At 42.7% G+C, this 15393-nt stretch carries 19 protein-coding genes and 1 tRNA gene; 4 read left to right on the top strand and 16 right to left on the bottom strand.

All coding sequences use genetic code 11. The features are described from left to right. From ACIFO6_RS22095 to rpsF, 4 genes are all read right to left on the bottom strand, one after another. Positions 1-532, bottom strand: a 532-nt coding sequence (locus ACIFO6_RS22095) for an ABC transporter substrate-binding protein (RefSeq protein WP_430043930.1), incomplete at its 3' end; no start/stop codon positions are given. Positions 533-1067: 535 nt separating this feature from the next. After that, complete coding sequence (gene rpsR, locus ACIFO6_RS22100; RefSeq protein WP_013312800.1) at positions 1068-1340, bottom strand: 30S ribosomal protein S18; 273 nt, start codon at positions 1338-1340, stop codon at positions 1068-1070. 21 nt (positions 1341-1361) lie between these two features. Then, complete coding sequence (gene ssb, locus ACIFO6_RS22105; protein WP_013312801.1) at positions 1362-1853, bottom strand: single-stranded DNA-binding protein; 492 nt, start codon at positions 1851-1853, stop codon at positions 1362-1364. Between the two features lie 49 nt (positions 1854-1902). Beyond that, a complete protein-coding gene (gene rpsF, locus ACIFO6_RS22110) occupies positions 1903-2187 on the bottom strand; it encodes a 30S ribosomal protein S6 (protein ID WP_430043933.1) in 285 nt (94 codons plus the stop codon). Positions 2188-2505: 318 nt separating this feature from the next. On the opposite strand from rpsF, the gene ACIFO6_RS22115 reads away from it, so the two are divergent. Then, entirely contained in the window at positions 2506-2700 is a 195-nt protein-coding gene (locus ACIFO6_RS22115) for a YjzC family protein (protein WP_430043936.1), read from the top strand. A 368-nt stretch (positions 2701-3068) separates the two neighbouring features. Continuing rightward, the gene (locus tag ACIFO6_RS22120; RefSeq protein ID WP_430043938.1) at positions 3069-3386 is read left to right on the top strand and encodes a hypothetical protein; all 318 of its coding nucleotides are present in this window, start codon (positions 3069-3071) and stop codon (positions 3384-3386) included. Positions 3387-3468: 82 nt separating this feature from the next. Here the strand turns inward: ACIFO6_RS22120 and ACIFO6_RS22125 are convergent, their stop codons facing one another. Next, on the bottom strand, positions 3469-3834 hold the full coding sequence (locus ACIFO6_RS22125) for a hypothetical protein (RefSeq protein WP_283654017.1): 366 nt from the start codon (positions 3832-3834) through the stop codon (positions 3469-3471). A gap of 157 nt (positions 3835-3991) precedes the next feature. On the opposite strand from ACIFO6_RS22125, the gene ACIFO6_RS22130 reads away from it, so the two are divergent. Next, the gene (locus ACIFO6_RS22130) at positions 3992-4204 is read left to right on the top strand and encodes a helix-turn-helix domain-containing protein (protein ID WP_430043940.1); all 213 of its coding nucleotides are present in this window, start codon (positions 3992-3994) and stop codon (positions 4202-4204) included. Positions 4205-4397: 193 nt separating this feature from the next. Here ACIFO6_RS22130 and ACIFO6_RS22135 read toward each other — a convergent pair whose 3' ends face one another. The 5 genes from ACIFO6_RS22135 to ACIFO6_RS22155 form a co-directional block, all read right to left on the bottom strand. Then, positions 4398-5027 (bottom strand): hypothetical protein, encoded by a 630-nt coding sequence (locus ACIFO6_RS22135; RefSeq protein ID WP_430043943.1) that lies wholly within the window; start codon positions 5025-5027, stop codon positions 4398-4400. Further along, entirely contained in the window at positions 5020-6552 is a 1533-nt protein-coding gene (locus ACIFO6_RS22140) for an AAA family ATPase (RefSeq protein WP_430043945.1), read from the bottom strand. The genes ACIFO6_RS22135 and ACIFO6_RS22140 overlap by 8 nt, the downstream gene beginning before the upstream one ends. A 261-nt stretch (positions 6553-6813) precedes the next feature. After that, positions 6814-6904 (bottom strand) — tRNA-Ser (locus tag ACIFO6_RS22145). Positions 6905-6981: 77 nt separating this feature from the next. Further along, positions 6982-7206: a DUF951 domain-containing protein gene (locus ACIFO6_RS22150; protein WP_430043947.1), complete on the bottom strand. Its 225-nt coding sequence runs from the start codon at positions 7204-7206 to the stop codon at positions 6982-6984. Next, the gene (locus ACIFO6_RS22155; RefSeq protein WP_430043949.1) at positions 7196-8146 is read right to left on the bottom strand and encodes a mechanosensitive ion channel family protein; all 951 of its coding nucleotides are present in this window, start codon (positions 8144-8146) and stop codon (positions 7196-7198) included. Before ACIFO6_RS22155 ends, ACIFO6_RS22150 begins: the two co-directional genes overlap by 11 nt. 303 nt (positions 8147-8449) lie before the next feature. Between ACIFO6_RS22155 and yyaC the strand changes: the two genes are divergently transcribed. Continuing rightward, entirely contained in the window at positions 8450-9055 is a 606-nt protein-coding gene (yyaC, locus tag ACIFO6_RS22160) for a spore protease YyaC (protein ID WP_044648684.1), read from the top strand. Here yyaC and ACIFO6_RS22165 read toward each other — a convergent pair. The 6 genes from ACIFO6_RS22165 to mnmG all read right to left on the bottom strand — a co-directional run bounded on the left by ACIFO6_RS22165 (position 9009) and on the right by mnmG (position 15362). Beyond that, positions 9009-9530: a DUF4446 family protein gene (locus tag ACIFO6_RS22165; protein ID WP_430043952.1), complete on the bottom strand. Its 522-nt coding sequence runs from the start codon at positions 9528-9530 to the stop codon at positions 9009-9011. The two genes, yyaC and ACIFO6_RS22165, sit on opposite strands and share 47 nt — an antisense overlap. 198 nt (positions 9531-9728) lie before the next feature. Continuing rightward, positions 9729-10571, bottom strand: coding sequence for a ParB/RepB/Spo0J family partition protein (locus ACIFO6_RS22170; protein WP_430043955.1), 843 nt, complete (start codon positions 10569-10571; stop codon positions 9729-9731). Next, positions 10564-11325, bottom strand: coding sequence for a ParA family protein (locus ACIFO6_RS22175; RefSeq protein WP_025683689.1), 762 nt, complete (start codon positions 11323-11325; stop codon positions 10564-10566). Before ACIFO6_RS22175 ends, ACIFO6_RS22170 begins: the two co-directional genes overlap by 8 nt. Before the next feature lie 171 nt (positions 11326-11496). Next, positions 11497-12315: a nucleoid occlusion protein gene (gene noc, locus ACIFO6_RS22180; RefSeq protein ID WP_430043958.1), complete on the bottom strand. Its 819-nt coding sequence runs from the start codon at positions 12313-12315 to the stop codon at positions 11497-11499. Between the two features lie 435 nt (positions 12316-12750). Beyond that, a complete protein-coding gene (gene rsmG, locus ACIFO6_RS22185) occupies positions 12751-13473 on the bottom strand; it encodes a 16S rRNA (guanine(527)-N(7))-methyltransferase RsmG (RefSeq protein ID WP_430043961.1) in 723 nt (240 codons plus the stop codon). Further along, positions 13473-15362, bottom strand: a complete 1890-nt coding sequence (gene mnmG / locus ACIFO6_RS22190) for a tRNA uridine-5-carboxymethylaminomethyl(34) synthesis enzyme MnmG (protein WP_430043963.1) — start codon at positions 15360-15362, stop codon at positions 13473-13475. Before mnmG ends, rsmG begins: the two co-directional genes overlap by 1 nt. Positions 15363-15393: the final 31 nt, after the last annotated feature.

A 15393-nucleotide genomic window follows, 5' to 3' on the forward strand; every position in this document is an offset into this window, starting at 1 on the left:
CTCCTTTAATCTTAAAAGATAAAACATCGGTTTCTCCATCGTAATTCGGATCATGCAGTACCTTGAGAACAAAAGCATAATCCTTCACCGTTACTGGTGTCCCGTCACTATACTTCAAGCCTGGCTTCAGGTGGAATGTGTATTTCAAGCCATCCTGAGATACATCAATCTTGTCAGCCAAGCTATTTTCGTATGTACCATCCGCTTTCACCTGTAAAAAGGAATCAAATACCGTTCTGACTACATATAGATCGTAAGTTGTTTGCCAGAACAACGGGTTAAATACCCCTTTAGGTGATACCATACCTACCACAATGTTATCCTTCCGGTTCGTAGCACCAGGCGGATTTTGCGTCAGATCACTTGCTTTAATAACACCCTCTGTGACTTGTGGACTGCCTTCTTTTCCCTCTGTTTTATTACCCTTATCGCCCGGCTGTGCTTCATTAGCACCTCCGCTACATCCTGCAAACAGAACACCAACGATCGTAAGTACCATAAGCAAAGAAACCCATTTCTTCGTTTGCACCATTCTGTTCATCCCCCTTAGTCGGTTTTTTTATTTAACAGCCTGTCTCATTCCTGCGTTGATTCGTTAAAGCTTAAGGTTTAAAAATGATAGCTATGCATCCTCCTTACCGTTACCAATGATAGCGTAAACACGTGTTTTAGACCTTTGGTCAATTTAGAGTGCTGACAACCATTATATTTTTATTATGGCTTATCTTAAGTGTAAAATAATATCACGTCAACATCTTTTTTGTGTGCTATAAAAAATGAAAACTATCTATTTTGTAAGGTTTATGAATTTTATTTCGAAAAATTACCGGTGATATAAGTTTTCATGTAACATAAAATAACATTCCAGAAATCTAAATGTATACTCTGGCGAGTTGGGGGAACATGCGATCACAAATACGACTAGAAAAGCCGAGCTACGCATAATGGTTAAACATGGATTGTATTATTAGTAAGTTACAATACATGGGACTTGTTGTCAATAAGAAAAATCATAAAAGAGGCGCTCCCGATTTCGGGAGCGCCTCTTTTTCTCTTCCATGAAACTACTATTCAGTAGTGTAAGGAAGCAATGCGATTTGACGGGAACGTTTAACCGCAATTGTCAACATACGTTGATATTTCGCGCTTGTTCCAGTCACACGACGAGGAAGAATTTTTCCACGTTCGCTGATGAATTTTTTAAGCAGGTCTGTATCTTTATAGTCAATGTGAGTAATTTTGTTCACAGTGAAGAAACATACTTTACGACGTTTGTTGCGACCACCACGACGAGCTGGTCTTTTGTTATCGTCTCCGCCTTCTCTTTGTCTGAAGCCCATTCTTTGTCAGTCCTTTCCCAATTAAAATGGTAGATCATCATCCGAAATATCGATCGGTTTTCCGTCATCGGAAAAAGGATCCTGATTGTTTCGCGAGTTATTATTCCCGCGTCCACTATTGCTGTTACCGCCTCCGAAAGGAGACTCCTCACGCGCAGCTCCACCGCTATTGCCGCCACCGTTACCGCCATCGCGGTTAGATTCCAGGAACCGTACATTATCAGCTACAATTTCAGTCACGTATACACGTTTTCCTTCATTGTTCTCATAATTACGTACCTGAACACGGCCTTCAACAGCCGTTAAACGACCTTTGCGAAGATAGTTAGCACATGTTTCAGCAAGCTGACGCCAGGTTACGATCGGCAAGAAATCCGCTTCCCGTTCGCCGCCTTGACTCGTAAACGGACGGTCTACAGCCAGGGTGAACTGGGTTACTGCTACACCAGACGGTGTATAGCGCAGCTCCGGATCTTTGGTCAAACGACCGATCAAAATGACACGGTTCAACAATCCAATCCCCTCCTTTGAGCGTTGTTCATTACATAATCACGTACAATAATTAAGCTACGTCGTTCGTAATGAGATAACGAATTACTTCGTCAGAAATTTTCATGAGACGCTCAAACTCAGCAACTACAGCAGGTTCTGCTGTGAAGTTTACCAGAACGAAAGAACCATCACGGAATTTCTTGATCTCATACGCAAGACGACGTTTAGTTACATCGTGACTCGTAATTTCGCCACCGCCGTTGGAGATGATACCTTGGAATTTATCGACTGCCGCTTGAACAGCTTCTTGTTCAATGTCAGGACGAATAATGTACATCACTTCATATTTGCGCATTCTTTACACCTCCTTATGGACATAAGGCCCCCAATCTCAGTTGAGAGCAAGGAACGAGCCTAAACTCGCACTAAAACAGTTTACCAAATCCAACAACTGATTGCAACCAGCAATTGAGTTCATGTGCTGTAAATCAGCAATATTAGCTCCCTGCATTCCATTCTTTGCGATTTTAAATGTACGGTAGGATTTATCTATATATTAGGGAAGAATTCGATTTTCTGACATTCAGTGTGCTTGTTCCCGGATGTTTCTGCTCATATCGGCGCACAATAACTGTTGCAGTTCAAATCCATGTAGTAAAGGAGGAACAACCTTATGGGTGAAAAAACCGAATTCGAGCCAGGTGACAAAGCGCCAAATGACGGCGTATATATGGAAGTGGGAGAAAAAAGCTTTCACACCGAAATTCAAGACCCGCAGCAAGTGACACTGGAAAGAGGCGAATCATTTCCAGAGACGACCAACCATAATCGCAAATGGAAGAAAAAAACGAAAGCCCGCGTTCATTAATGTGTATATTTCTTCGGAATCCGGGCCATATTATGATTAGGCGATACAACAGAGAGGTGTGGTTCCGTTGGATGACGTAGCCGGACAAACTGTTAGGAGATCCATTCCGGGCATTAGAAGCGTTAGGTTTGTGTAAAAGGACTCTGTCTTTTCAACACTGGTATTGCTTGTCAGTACACCGAGTTTTGTGATGTGATTGGACAGATCGTATCCTGTTAAAAATGTAGCGCCTACGATGGAGGACCTTTGAGGTCCTCCTTTGTTGTATGATCGGACTTTTTGCATATACTGGTAAAATGCAGATTAATCTGGCTCCTTCTGCTAGAATATATCCAAGTACAAAGACCTACTATTATGGAGGTTTTAAGATGAGTTATTCTCGAATATTAAAGTGGATATCAGGTATATTCGAATTGGTGCTTGCTGTACCGATTGTAGGAGGAGCTATTGTCGTGGGGACCGGTTACTCCGCTCTGGGATTCATGCTTATCCTACATGCAGTAACACTCATTCTGTCGTTACGCAATCAGGAAGCGATCTATGGCTCTGTATGGGGGATACTGACCTCTTTACTGGCCTGGATACCTGTTCTGGGCTGGATTCTCCATTTGATCGCAGCCATCCTACTGATGATCTCCGGCTCAAAAAAAACAAAACGCTATAACTACCCGCCGAACCAGCTATAACAACAAAATATGCTCCTGACGGTACTTATTTTCCTGCTGTCAGGGGTATTTTTTTGCTGTAATGACACCTCATAAGAACATCCTAACCCTTGTCTTTTACAAGATTCAGTTGTATGTCTCCCCTTCCTTGTAGACACAGTAATTCATCGAACAGAAAAGTAAGCCCGCTCTTGTCCCTCCAGCTTCTGATGATGTCAGTTACTACCTCCATCAAATCACGCCGAATCCCCACTGCCAGTTGTAGTCCTGCACTATCTCCATCGATGAACAATTGTGTATGCTCCGGCTGACCTAACTTGCGAACCTGACGCAGGCATAGCACACCATTGTCCAGATAGAAGAAGTAGCATCCTTTATAAAGTACTCCCTCGAATATCTCATACATATGCGGCAAATCATACGGCCCGTATACCATCGAAGCCCATTCCAATCCCAACGATTTACTCATACATCCGTCCTCCTTTTCTTCCTCTAAACCCTTAGCTCCTAAAACAATAGAAACTAATTTTTTAATCCGTACGCTTATACGTACAACATTCATCTTTATTATATTGTACGCTTATGAGTACAGTCAGGTTTTTGAAATAAAAATAGGAGTGTGTGGAATGAAGGTAAAAGTAATGCTTGGTGAGTTGATCAAAGTGAGGGGGATTTCTCTAAACGAATTATCTCACAAGACTGGTGTCCGCAGAGCGGCACTATCTGAACTTGCGAACGAGAAGAGAGAAAACATAAACTTCAAGCATATTGAAGAAATCGCAGATGCATTAGACATTACGGACATCCGTGAAATAATCACACTTGTAGACGAGGAGTAATACAAAAACCTCGTCAAATTTGACGAGGCCTATCCATTGAAAATGAGCTAAGGTAGAGTGTCGCTTTCACCATCTCTTTTAAGACCACTTGGGCGTGTTAACTGGCTGTTTCCTTCCTACAATAGTCAATAAACAATTTAAAAGTACATCTCTTCCTCTAGTCGATATAAAAATTAAACTTTGAGTGCTCAATTTAAATATGAACTGATCCAACCCCTACATTATCATCTAATATCAAATTAATTTTATGATGAGTGAAATCATTTCCAAAAATAGTTATATTCTCAGCTTCCCATTCTAATGTTTCTGTTTCTTTTACTCCTAGGAAATTTTTCTTAGCTATTGGACTGGTTGGATTTATGCTTTTTTTTGCTTTGATTGCCCTGATTTGATCTTCCATATCAGAATGTACAAAACCAGTAAAATATTCTATTTCAGTAACATTCCTAATACCTAACGAAGATAGAAATGATAGCGCCCTCAGCGTAGCACCTCTAAATTGAGCCCTCACATCTGTTGTCCATTTATCAGGGTTAATTGTGCGTTTAAGTTCCATAATGTAAATTTTACATTGAGACTGATTTAAGGTACTAATCTCAATGATCACTCCGTCAGCACAACGGCTATTTTTTGTGTAAGCAAGCCAAGAAGTATTAGTTTCCTGAAGCAATCTTATAAACTCTCTATCTTCAACTGAATCGAATATCACTGTAACCTTAGCTTTCCCACTATCTGATGTCTCATCAACCTGTAATTCTGTTCCGTTGATTACTTCATAAAATTCACTCTTTATTCTGCTAAGATCGTAATCAATTTTAACCATCCACTTCACCTATGTTTTGGATTTTGCTTGTTTCAATTAGTAGCCTTTCAAGGACATTATTGAATGTCGGTATAACATAACCATATGGTCCTAATTCAATTTCCTCCACAATTGTTTTCCCATCCTTTGACTTAAACTGATAACATGAGGAGTAGGATACGTCTTTTAAGGTATCGACTTCTTCATAACCAAGCTCTCGAAATAGCTCCTCTTTTTTTGAATGTTGCGAAAGAGTAAGCAAATTGTTAACCTGCTGCGCAAAACTATCACTATGCGTAGTTAACCAAACAGATTTCCCTTTATTTATTAGTCTAAAAAACAATCGCACTAATTCCAGTTGCTTTTTCACATGCAAATGTGACTCAGATTCTTCAATAATGAATAGCTCTGGATCATATTGCGAGGCTAGAAAAATTGATATTGGCGCAAGTTCAGCTACTAATGATGATGTTACTTGTAAAGGTAATCCTTCTTTTGAATCAGCAGGGGTAAAACGATAGTTATTGGCTTGGTCTAGAATGACCCTACCTTGAAAAACATTTTTATTTAAAAATTCTAATTCATCTAAATATGCTTCTTGCTGATCATCTATATATATCTCTGATAATTTCTCTAAAAAGTCCTGAACAGGTTGAGTTAATCTAAGATTTGATCGCTGACTTTCACCATAAAATTCTTCTCTCTCTGATACATTCAAAAATTTATCTTTTAACTGAGCTCTCATGTTCTTTCTTTCATTTCCAAGGATCGTTTGATAAGTATACATAAAACCTGTTCTTGAAGCAGGAAAATAAATTGGATCAAAAAAAGTTCTTCTTCTAAACGCAGTTAATTTTCCGACAAATGGTTGCCTGATTTTTGGGGGAATGGAGTAGTCTCGGCATACTAAAGTTTCAATAATCCTAAGCAGCACAGATCTAGACAATGAATCCCAGTTATCTTCTTTAGGAAATGCAAAAGTGGCTATATTCTCAGTTTCATTATTGCTTTGGAGCATCAATTTGAAACTATACATTTCACTCGGTACTTCAGCAAAGTTTTCTTCTTCAGAGTCAGATTCTTTAATTGGTTGGAATGTAATAACTTTCTTAATTTCAGCTTCAAGCTTAAATTTAAGATAAAAGTCTCTGCTAACTTCTAAATGCCCGATACGTATCGGATAATTAAAAATAGTATTAACTAACCACTCTTTTTTAGCATACAATAGCTTGTTCAGGATATTCATTAAACGAATTTGAATATCTTCGTTGATTTCTATACTGTGTATTTCATCGCCTTCTTCAAAATTAATACCCTTTATCTTATTTTCCAGTTCATTCAATAGTTGAATAAAGTTTTGGTCATCTTTCAATATATCTAACCGTATCATTGGCTTTACATGAATAAAAATCCCCCATAGTAATTGTAAAATATAACTTTTCCCACTATTATTCTCCCCTACAAACATCATAAAAGGAGTTATTTTAATATCCGCTTTACTGATTTTCCCAAAATCCTTCACCTTTAATGTCCAAGAATTTATCATATCCAACCTCCTTATTTTTTAGTGTAAGGATTTAACATAACTCAAGGTTTATTGCTCAGTATCACCATAAAGATTGAATCAAGTCAAAATTAAAACAAAAGATTAATCTAATTATACAGAAATATATAATGAAACACCAAGGTACTGTATTTATACCATTACTTCTTTAGTAAATATGATGACAACGTCTCAAATCCCTGACTTTCTATAGCAAAAATCCCTCTACATTCAAGTAGAGGGATTAAATCTCATCTAAATTAGTGGCGGAAAGAGTGGGAGTCGAACCCACGCACGCCTTGCGACGCCTAACTGATTTCGAGTCAGCCCCCTTAGACCTCTTGGGTACCTTTCCGCAGCAAGGATTATTATATCATCATTGTGCCCATGATGCAAGTTCATTGTTACCCAAAATCACTCAGCTGCCCCGGCTCAATTCGTTTCCGAATGCTGCCCGTCAGCGTTAGCTTTTGAACGCAGCACCTTCTTCATATTCTTTTCGAACTTGGCACGCGGAATCAGCACACTGTGCTGGCAGCCGACACATTTGATTCGAATATCCATCCCCATACGGATAATTTCCATTTCATTCGTTCCGCAGGGATGGGGCTTCTTCATCTGCACAATGTCCCCCAGTTCAAACAACTTACGCTCCACCCTTCTCTCCCCCTTTTCTTTCTTGCTCGTCTTCCTTCTCCAGAGTTACCGCCGTCTCCAGCGCGGTCTGACGATGTGCCTCATCCTCTAGGGCCTTCTTAATGTTATTCTGAATATCACGTTCTACCGCAGCCCCTGTATTCGGCATACACTCCGCCACAACACGCACAATATACTCTGATGTCGTCATCGACTGAACCCCCAGAACATCCGGTATATTCAGCACCTGCACATTGGACTCTTCAATGCCATGGATCGCTTGCTTTACCAAACCAACAGCTTCCTCCAGAGTACGTTCCGCCTTCATCGGTACATCCACCACCGCCAAGGAATTGGACATGGAAAAGTTTGTAACCGTTGTAATGGAACCGTTAGGTAAAATGTAAACCTCCCCTTTCCAGCTCACCAGCCTGGTTGTACGCAGCCCAATCACTTCTACTGTACCTTTGTAGGTTCCTGTTTGAATAACGTCTCCTACAGCAAACTGATCCTCAAAAATGATAAAGAACCCGGTAATCACATCCTTAACCAGGCTCTGTGCCCCAAAACCAACGGCCAACCCAAGCACCCCGGCTCCGGCAATCAGAGGCCCGAGATTAATGCCCATTTGAGACAATACCAGCATAATCAGAATGAAATTGAATACGATATTCGTTACATTTTTCAGCAGTTCTCGTACGGTTGTTAGACGCCTGGTATTCAATTGGAACCTGCTGTTCTCTCCCTTTTGCTGCATCGACTTATCTATAATTTTATTAATAACGCGAATAAAGATACGTGTGATGATAAAAATAATAGCGATCTTCAAAACCACAAACAACATAGTCGACCACATCGCACTATCTGAAAGCCATTCCCATACAACATCCTTCCAGTGCATCGCATCCTTCACAACAGCAGCCGTCCCTGTATTGTTCTCCAACCAACGCATTAAGATCATTCAGTTGCTCCTCCTTACACAAGAGACACTCTTCTGGTTTCCCACATTCTATTGTCTACTACATAAGCCCATCTACTGGTTTCATTCATTTTGCTATGAATAATCTACTTCGCCGAGTATAAAACGCCAAACTTATCCATATACTAGCTACTATCTTGAGAATAATGGTTACCCGCAGGCTAATTGTTATTCTCTAAGGCAGTTTACTGCTGGTTTCATCTCTGATCAATTGCTATACCAACGCTAACGGTCTATAAGCGAGCGCAATCTGCACACTCCATTACAGAGCGAAAGGAAGATTCCATGACTCATCCATCTGACTTCATTCCGGGGCAAGAACCCCTTAGCTTAAAAATATCACACACCGACCCCGGAATCCAATCAGCTATCATCCATCGTTTGCTGTTCCATTTGCACCAGGCGCCTAGTCTGCAAAATATCGTTATTATTTGCATCGGCACCGACCGTTCTACTGGAGACTGTCTCGGCCCGCTCGTAGGTACCCAGTTGTCACGTTATAAAAGCCCGCTCTTTCATCTTTACGGAACATTGGAGGAGCCTGTACATGCTATGAATCTGCAAACAACACTGGACGGCATACACACCCGGTACGACCAGCCCTATATCATCGGCATAGACGCATGTCTTGGACAAACCTCCAGCGTCGGATGCATTCAGGTTGCGGACGGGCCTTTGAAGCCTGGAGCGGGGGTAAATAAAGAATTACCGCCGGTCGGCGATATCCATTTGACAGGAATCGTTAACGTCGGCGGCTTTATGGAATACTTTGTGCTGCAAAATACAAGACTAAATCTGGTAATGAAATTATCAGATATCATTGCTGGCAGCTTATACTCCGCGATTAAGGAGTGGCATTACCGTTCCGTCCTGCTTGCTGCGCAAGAGTAACAGCTTCTTTCTCTTCAGAAGATAAGGAATAGGATGACTGCCCCTCCTCCAGGGGCTTGGCATACACATAAGAGCCATCCCGGTTATAAATACCGGTTAATACGATACCATCCTGATTATCATCTACAATGGCCATGGAGAAGCTTAGATCGCTCCCTCGCTCGCCAAAGGCATTATAGCGTTTGATACCTATATGCCCCTTCAGGCCAGTCAGTTTACTGCGTAGAGATTTCATACTTGCACGATGGGCTTCCTGCTCATCCTCAATCGTATCCATTTGCACCTTCAAATCAATCAGCAGCGTTTCCAAATTCTCGACACCGCTGCCTGCCATCATGGTTTCATACTTTCGCCGCATCTTCTTCAACTTTGCACCCTGCACAATGATAACAATCAACAGGATGAGCAAAATAAGCACAATCCCTGCAACGATTCCGGCAAGCTGTTCCATGATTAGTCCGTTCAATTCAGCCATATGCTTGCTTCTACTCCTCTACCTCAAAAATCATGTCACTGCATACCTCTTATTTTATACGTTTGAGAACAGCGAAACAAATCACAGAAGGCTATTAGTTTATCCATCCAGACCATTCTGATTCCTTCACTTCCAGACAAAGCAAAGACATATCTCACTTCCCATTTTGATCAAGGAGACATGTCCTATTCGTACAGACTACTGCAATAGTTCCAGTAATCTTTCCAAATCCTGCTGGCTGTAATAATTCAATTCGATTTTACCTTTATCCTTGTTATGCTTGATTTTCACAGTTGTTTTAAAACGTTCACGCAAGGACTCTTCCATATGATCAATAAAAGGGTCCTTTTTTCTCACCTTGGACTTGGCCTTCGCTTCACCAGGCTTATGATCTAACTGTTGTACAGCTTCTTCCAGCTCCCGAACACTCCATTGTTGCTCAATACACTGTGTCGCCAGTTGCTTCACCATATCGGGATTTTTAAGCCCAACAATCGCTCTGGCATGTCCCATAGATAATGTTCCACGTGAAACATGATCCTTAACTTCCTCCGGCAATGCAAGCAAACGAAGAAAATTCGCAATATGAGAGCGCGACTTACCCACTTTCAAGGACAATTCCTCTTGAGTTAACGAGAACTGATCCATTAATCCCTGATAAGCTACTGCTATTTCCATAGCGTTCAGATTTTCACGCTGCAAATTCTCAATCAGGGCAATCTCCATTACCTGCTGATCGGTAAAATTGCGAACAACCACAGGTATCGTCGAATTCCCACAATATTGAGAAGCCCGAAATCTTCTTTCACCTGCAATAATTTCATAGCCTCTTAATACACTACGCGCAATAATAGGTTGGATCACACCGTGCTGACGAATGGATTCTGCCAGTTCTTTAATCGATTCCTCATCAAACATTTTTCGAGGCTGGTACGGATTTGCACGCAACTGGCTAAGTGGAATGTCAACAACCTTGTCCTCATCATTGACTGTAAGGGAGGGAATGAGTGCATCCAGCCCTTTTCCCAACCGTTTACTCATAAGATGCCACTTCCTTTGCCAACTCAATATATACCTCTGCCCCACGGGAGCGGGGATCATACGTAATAATGGACTGGCCATGTGATGGTGCTTCACTGAGTCTCACATTGCGTGGAATAATCGTCTGATAAACCTTGCTTTGAAAATACTTTTTCACTTCTTCAATCACCTGAATACCCAAATTGGTGCGGGCGTCAAACATCGTTAGCAGCACGCCTTCAATTTGCAGCGAGGTATTCAAGTGCTTTTGTACCAATCGTACCGTATTCAGTAGCTGACTTAATCCTTCTAATGCGTAATATTCACATTGAATAGGGATAATGACCGAATCAGAGGCTGTTAAAGAATTAAGTGTCAAAATCCCCAACGACGGAGGGCAATCAATCAATATATAATCGTACTTATGCTTGACGAGCTGGAGCGATCTTTTTAATCTTAGTTCACGGGAAATGGTCGGTACCAGCTCAATTTCCGCTCCTGCCAGCTGAATGGTGGCAGGAATAATATCCAGTCCCTCAATCTGTGTACTGACAATCGCTTCGCTAGGATCAACCTCATTAATGAGTACATCATAAATGCAATTTGCCACATCCGCCTTATTGATACCCACACCGCTGGTTGTATTACCTTGCGGGTCGATATCCACGAGCAATACCCTTTTGCCGAGGGAAGCAAGTCCGGCGCCCAAATTCACGGAAGTAGTTGTTTTGCCAACTCCGCCCTTTTGATTGGCTACGGCTATTATTTTCGACACTTCATTCACCTCATAATTTAATCGGAATCCTGCTATATTTCTTGAACAGCATTTTGCATCATTAGCTTACGGATAACGGCAATTTTTAAAAATAGAGTACGAGTATGCTGCGGTTTTATTCGGCGTTAGACAGAAAAAGCGGCAATTGCTGCCGCCTGTACGCTTCATCCCTTACTTACGTTTGGGAATTTGAATGACAATCTCATAGTGATCCTCATGATCGGATTCCTTGGTCTTGATATCCAACCCTGAGCCAGACACCATATCAATGGATTGACGAATCGTATTCAGCGCAAGCCGGACATCCTTAGTAAAGGAAATCCGCTTGGATTTCTTCATCGTGGACACTTGTTTATAAAAGGCAACTCTCGCCTCTGTCTGTTTCACATTGAGTTCCTTAGCGATGACTTCATCCAAAACCTTATACTGTAGCTCTTCAGTCTCTAATGACAATAACGCACGGGCATGACGCTCGGACACTTTCCGTTCCATTAAAGCGCCTTTCACTCTCTCTGGCAGGTGAAGCAGCCGTATCTTATTAGCAATAGTGGATTGGCTTTTACCAAGTCGCTGAGCGAGACTTTCCTGGGTGAGCTGATGCAGATCAATCAGCTTCTGGTAAGCTACAGCCTCTTCAATCGCTGTGAGCCCTTCCCGTTGGAGATTCTCAATCAACGCGATGGATGCAGCTTGTGAATCATTAAACTCACGAACAATGGCTGGAATGGTATCCATCCCCAGCTTGGTAACAGCTCTCCATCGACGTTCCCCTGCTATAATTTCGTAATGTCCATTACGGAAACGAACGACAATCGGCTGAATTACACCATGCGTCTTAATGGTCTGGCATAGCTCATCAATCTTCTCGTCGTCAAAAATGGTGCGGGGCTGATAAGGACTGCTGACAATATTCCCAACTGGAATTTGTTTTATTTCGTCCCCAGAGGATCGCTCCGTCAAACCAAATAGCTTGGAAAATTGTTCTTTCATTCCGTATAATACCACCTAATTTCATAATAGCACCATACTAGCAGCGCTTCGTGAAAAACAGTTCCTTACGCGGATCGTAGACCCTTTTATATGAGATAGCGCCGTAATCGGGTACACTCCACGTATTCTCCCTGGCATTGTTGTCCCGCTTCCCCCTTATGTATATCGGAATCGAACGGTACGGGAAGCAGTCAACTTACATCAAAAACGATTATCTCTATTCTATCACTTTTCCAGCCATAATCCTATCGTCTCTACCAGCTTTTCGGAAGGATCAGAGAATAAATTGTGTACCCGATCAGACACCTATTTATTCATGTTCCACTATGTCGTAAGTATAGACCTTCTGCATCTTTACGTTGTTTATGTAAAGAGCATCGCAAGCCATAAAAAAAGTGAATGTTTCACGTGAAACATTCACTTTTTTTCAATGGGTTACACTAGCGGTGTTTTTAAAGGCGTTCCCGGCTTACGGGGATATTTTCGTGGTGTAGCTGCTCTTTTTTCAATAATAATCATATGTCTGGCTGCATCCTCTACAGGTAACTGAAAAGCCTGAATATGCTTAATTTTTCCCTTAAGCTCTTTCAAGCTGTAGGAAGCTTCCTTGATTTCCTCTGTCGGGTCACTGCCCTTCATCGCAGCAAAGTGACCTCCTTCACGGACAAAAGGCAAACAAAATTCATTCAGCACTGCAAGACGGGCAACGGCTCTGGCTGTGACCAGATCATAGCTGTCCCGGTATCCCGTTTTACGACCCAATTCTTCTGCTCTGCTATGAATCAGCTCCACGTCTTCCAATCCCAGTTGTTCTACCACATGCGCCAGAAATTGTATGCGTTTGTTCAACGAATCCACAATGGTCAACTGAATCTGCGGAAAGCATATTTTCAAAGGTATACCGGGGAATCCTGCACCCGATCCGATATCAGCCAAGCTTTCCACATCATTGAACGGAACATAAAAAGCCAGCGAGAGAGAATCATAAAAATGCTTGGTGTACACCGCATCACGCTCTGTAATGCCTGTCAGGTTCATCCTTTCATTCCACTCAACCAGCACACGGTAATACGTTTCGAACTGCTCTAGCTGACTGTCATTAATCACAATGCTATGCTCTGCCAGTCGCTGCTTAAATTGCTGTTGTATCGCGTCCATTATGATCCCCTTGCTGCCGTTACGCGGTTATAATGCTCCAGATAAACGAGCAAAATGGAAATATCCGCAGGAGTCACACCCGAAATACGGGATGCCTGACCAATCGACATCGGACGAATTTTAGCAAGCTTCTGCTTGGCTTCAATCGCCAAACCCTGAACCTCATCGTATACGATATCCTCTGGAAGCTTTTTCTTCTCCATTTTTTGCAGACGTTCTACATGCATCAATTGTTTCTCGATATAGCCTGCATACTTAATCTGAATTTCGACCTGCTCCTGTTCCTCCTCAGTCAGAGCTACAGGTGAAGGCGAAATTTGTGCCACTTGTGCATAGCTGATCTCTGGTCGACGCAGCACGGTTAACAAATTACTGCCGTCCTGTATCGGTGCAGATCCACCCTGCTCAAGCATCTCATTTACATCAATCGGACGAACCTTCGCCAGACGCAAACGCTCAATCTCCTGCTCTACCTTTTGCTTTTTATCCAAAAAGCGCTCGTACCGTTCATTCGTAATCAGGCCGATATCATGCCCGATTGGAGTCAAACGTAAATCTGCATTATCATGACGCAACAACAGGCGGTATTCCGCACGAGACGTCAGCAAGCGGTAAGGCTCATTCGTACCCTTGGTCACCAGATCGTCGATCAGAACCCCGATATAGCCTTGGGAGCGGTCCAGCACGACAGGCTCTTTGCCCTGTACCTTACGAGCCGCGTTAATGCCTGCCATAATCCCTTGGCCCGCAGCTTCCTCGTAACCGGAGGTGCCATTAATTTGACCCGCCGTGAACAGTCCGGGCACTCTTTTCGTTTCCAACGTAGGCCACAATTGCGTAGGCACCATGGCATCATACTCAATCGCATAGCCGTTACGCATCATTTCTACCTTTTCCATCCCTGGAATCGAGCGTAGCACAGCTAATTGCACATCCTCAGGCAAGCTGGTCGACAAGCCCTGAACATAGTATTCAGATGTGTTTTTACCCTCAGGCTCCAAAAAGATTTGGTGCTTCGGCTTATCACTGAAACGCACTACTTTATCTTCAATAGATGGACAATAACGCGGTCCTGTTCCTTCAATCAGACCGGAGAACATCGGCGCACGATGCAAATTATCATTAATAATCTGATGAGTTTCCACTGAAGTATAGGTCAGCCAGCAAGGAAGCTGCTCATTATCCGAAGACTTCGTTTCATACGAGAAAAACTTTGGTTGATCGTCCCCCGGCTGAATTTCCGTTTTGCTAAAATCAATCGTGTCCTTATGCACGCGCGGCGGCGTACCCGTCTTGAAGCGGACCAGATCAAAACCCAGCTCACGCAAATGCTCAGACAGTCTCAACGAAGGCTGTTGATTGTTCGGGCCACTTTCATACATCAGCTCACCCATAATGATTTTACCACGTAAATAAGTGCCTGTTGTCAGGACAACCGCTTTGCTTCGGTACTCTGTCCCCGTCTTCGTGATGACGCCCACGCAATGACCGTCTTCAATAATCAACTCTTCCACCATTCCCTGGCGCAAGGTCAGATTTGGTTCCTTTTCCATCGTTTCCTTCATCGCATGCTGATAAGAGAACTTGTCAGCCTGTGCGCGCAATGCGTGAACAGCAGGCCCTTTACCTGTATTCAGCATCCGCATTTGGATAAACGTCTTGTCGATGTTCCGGCCCATTTCGCCGCCCAAAGCATCAATTTCACGCACCACATGCCCCTTGGCAGGACCGCCAATAGACGGGTTGCAGGGCATGAATGCAACCATATCCAGGTTAATCGTAATCATCAACGTACGACAGCCCATCCGGGCTGCTGCCAAGGCGGATTCCACACCCGCATGGCCCGCGCCCACGACAATTACGTCATAGTCGCCTCCTTGATATCCCATACCTTTCTTACCTCCTTATGCACTTCGGTCT

The organism is Paenibacillus sp. NRS-1781, from assembly GCF_050467745.1.
In the GTDB taxonomy this organism is placed as follows: Bacteria; Bacillota; Bacilli; order Paenibacillales; family Paenibacillaceae; genus Paenibacillus; species Paenibacillus terrae_A.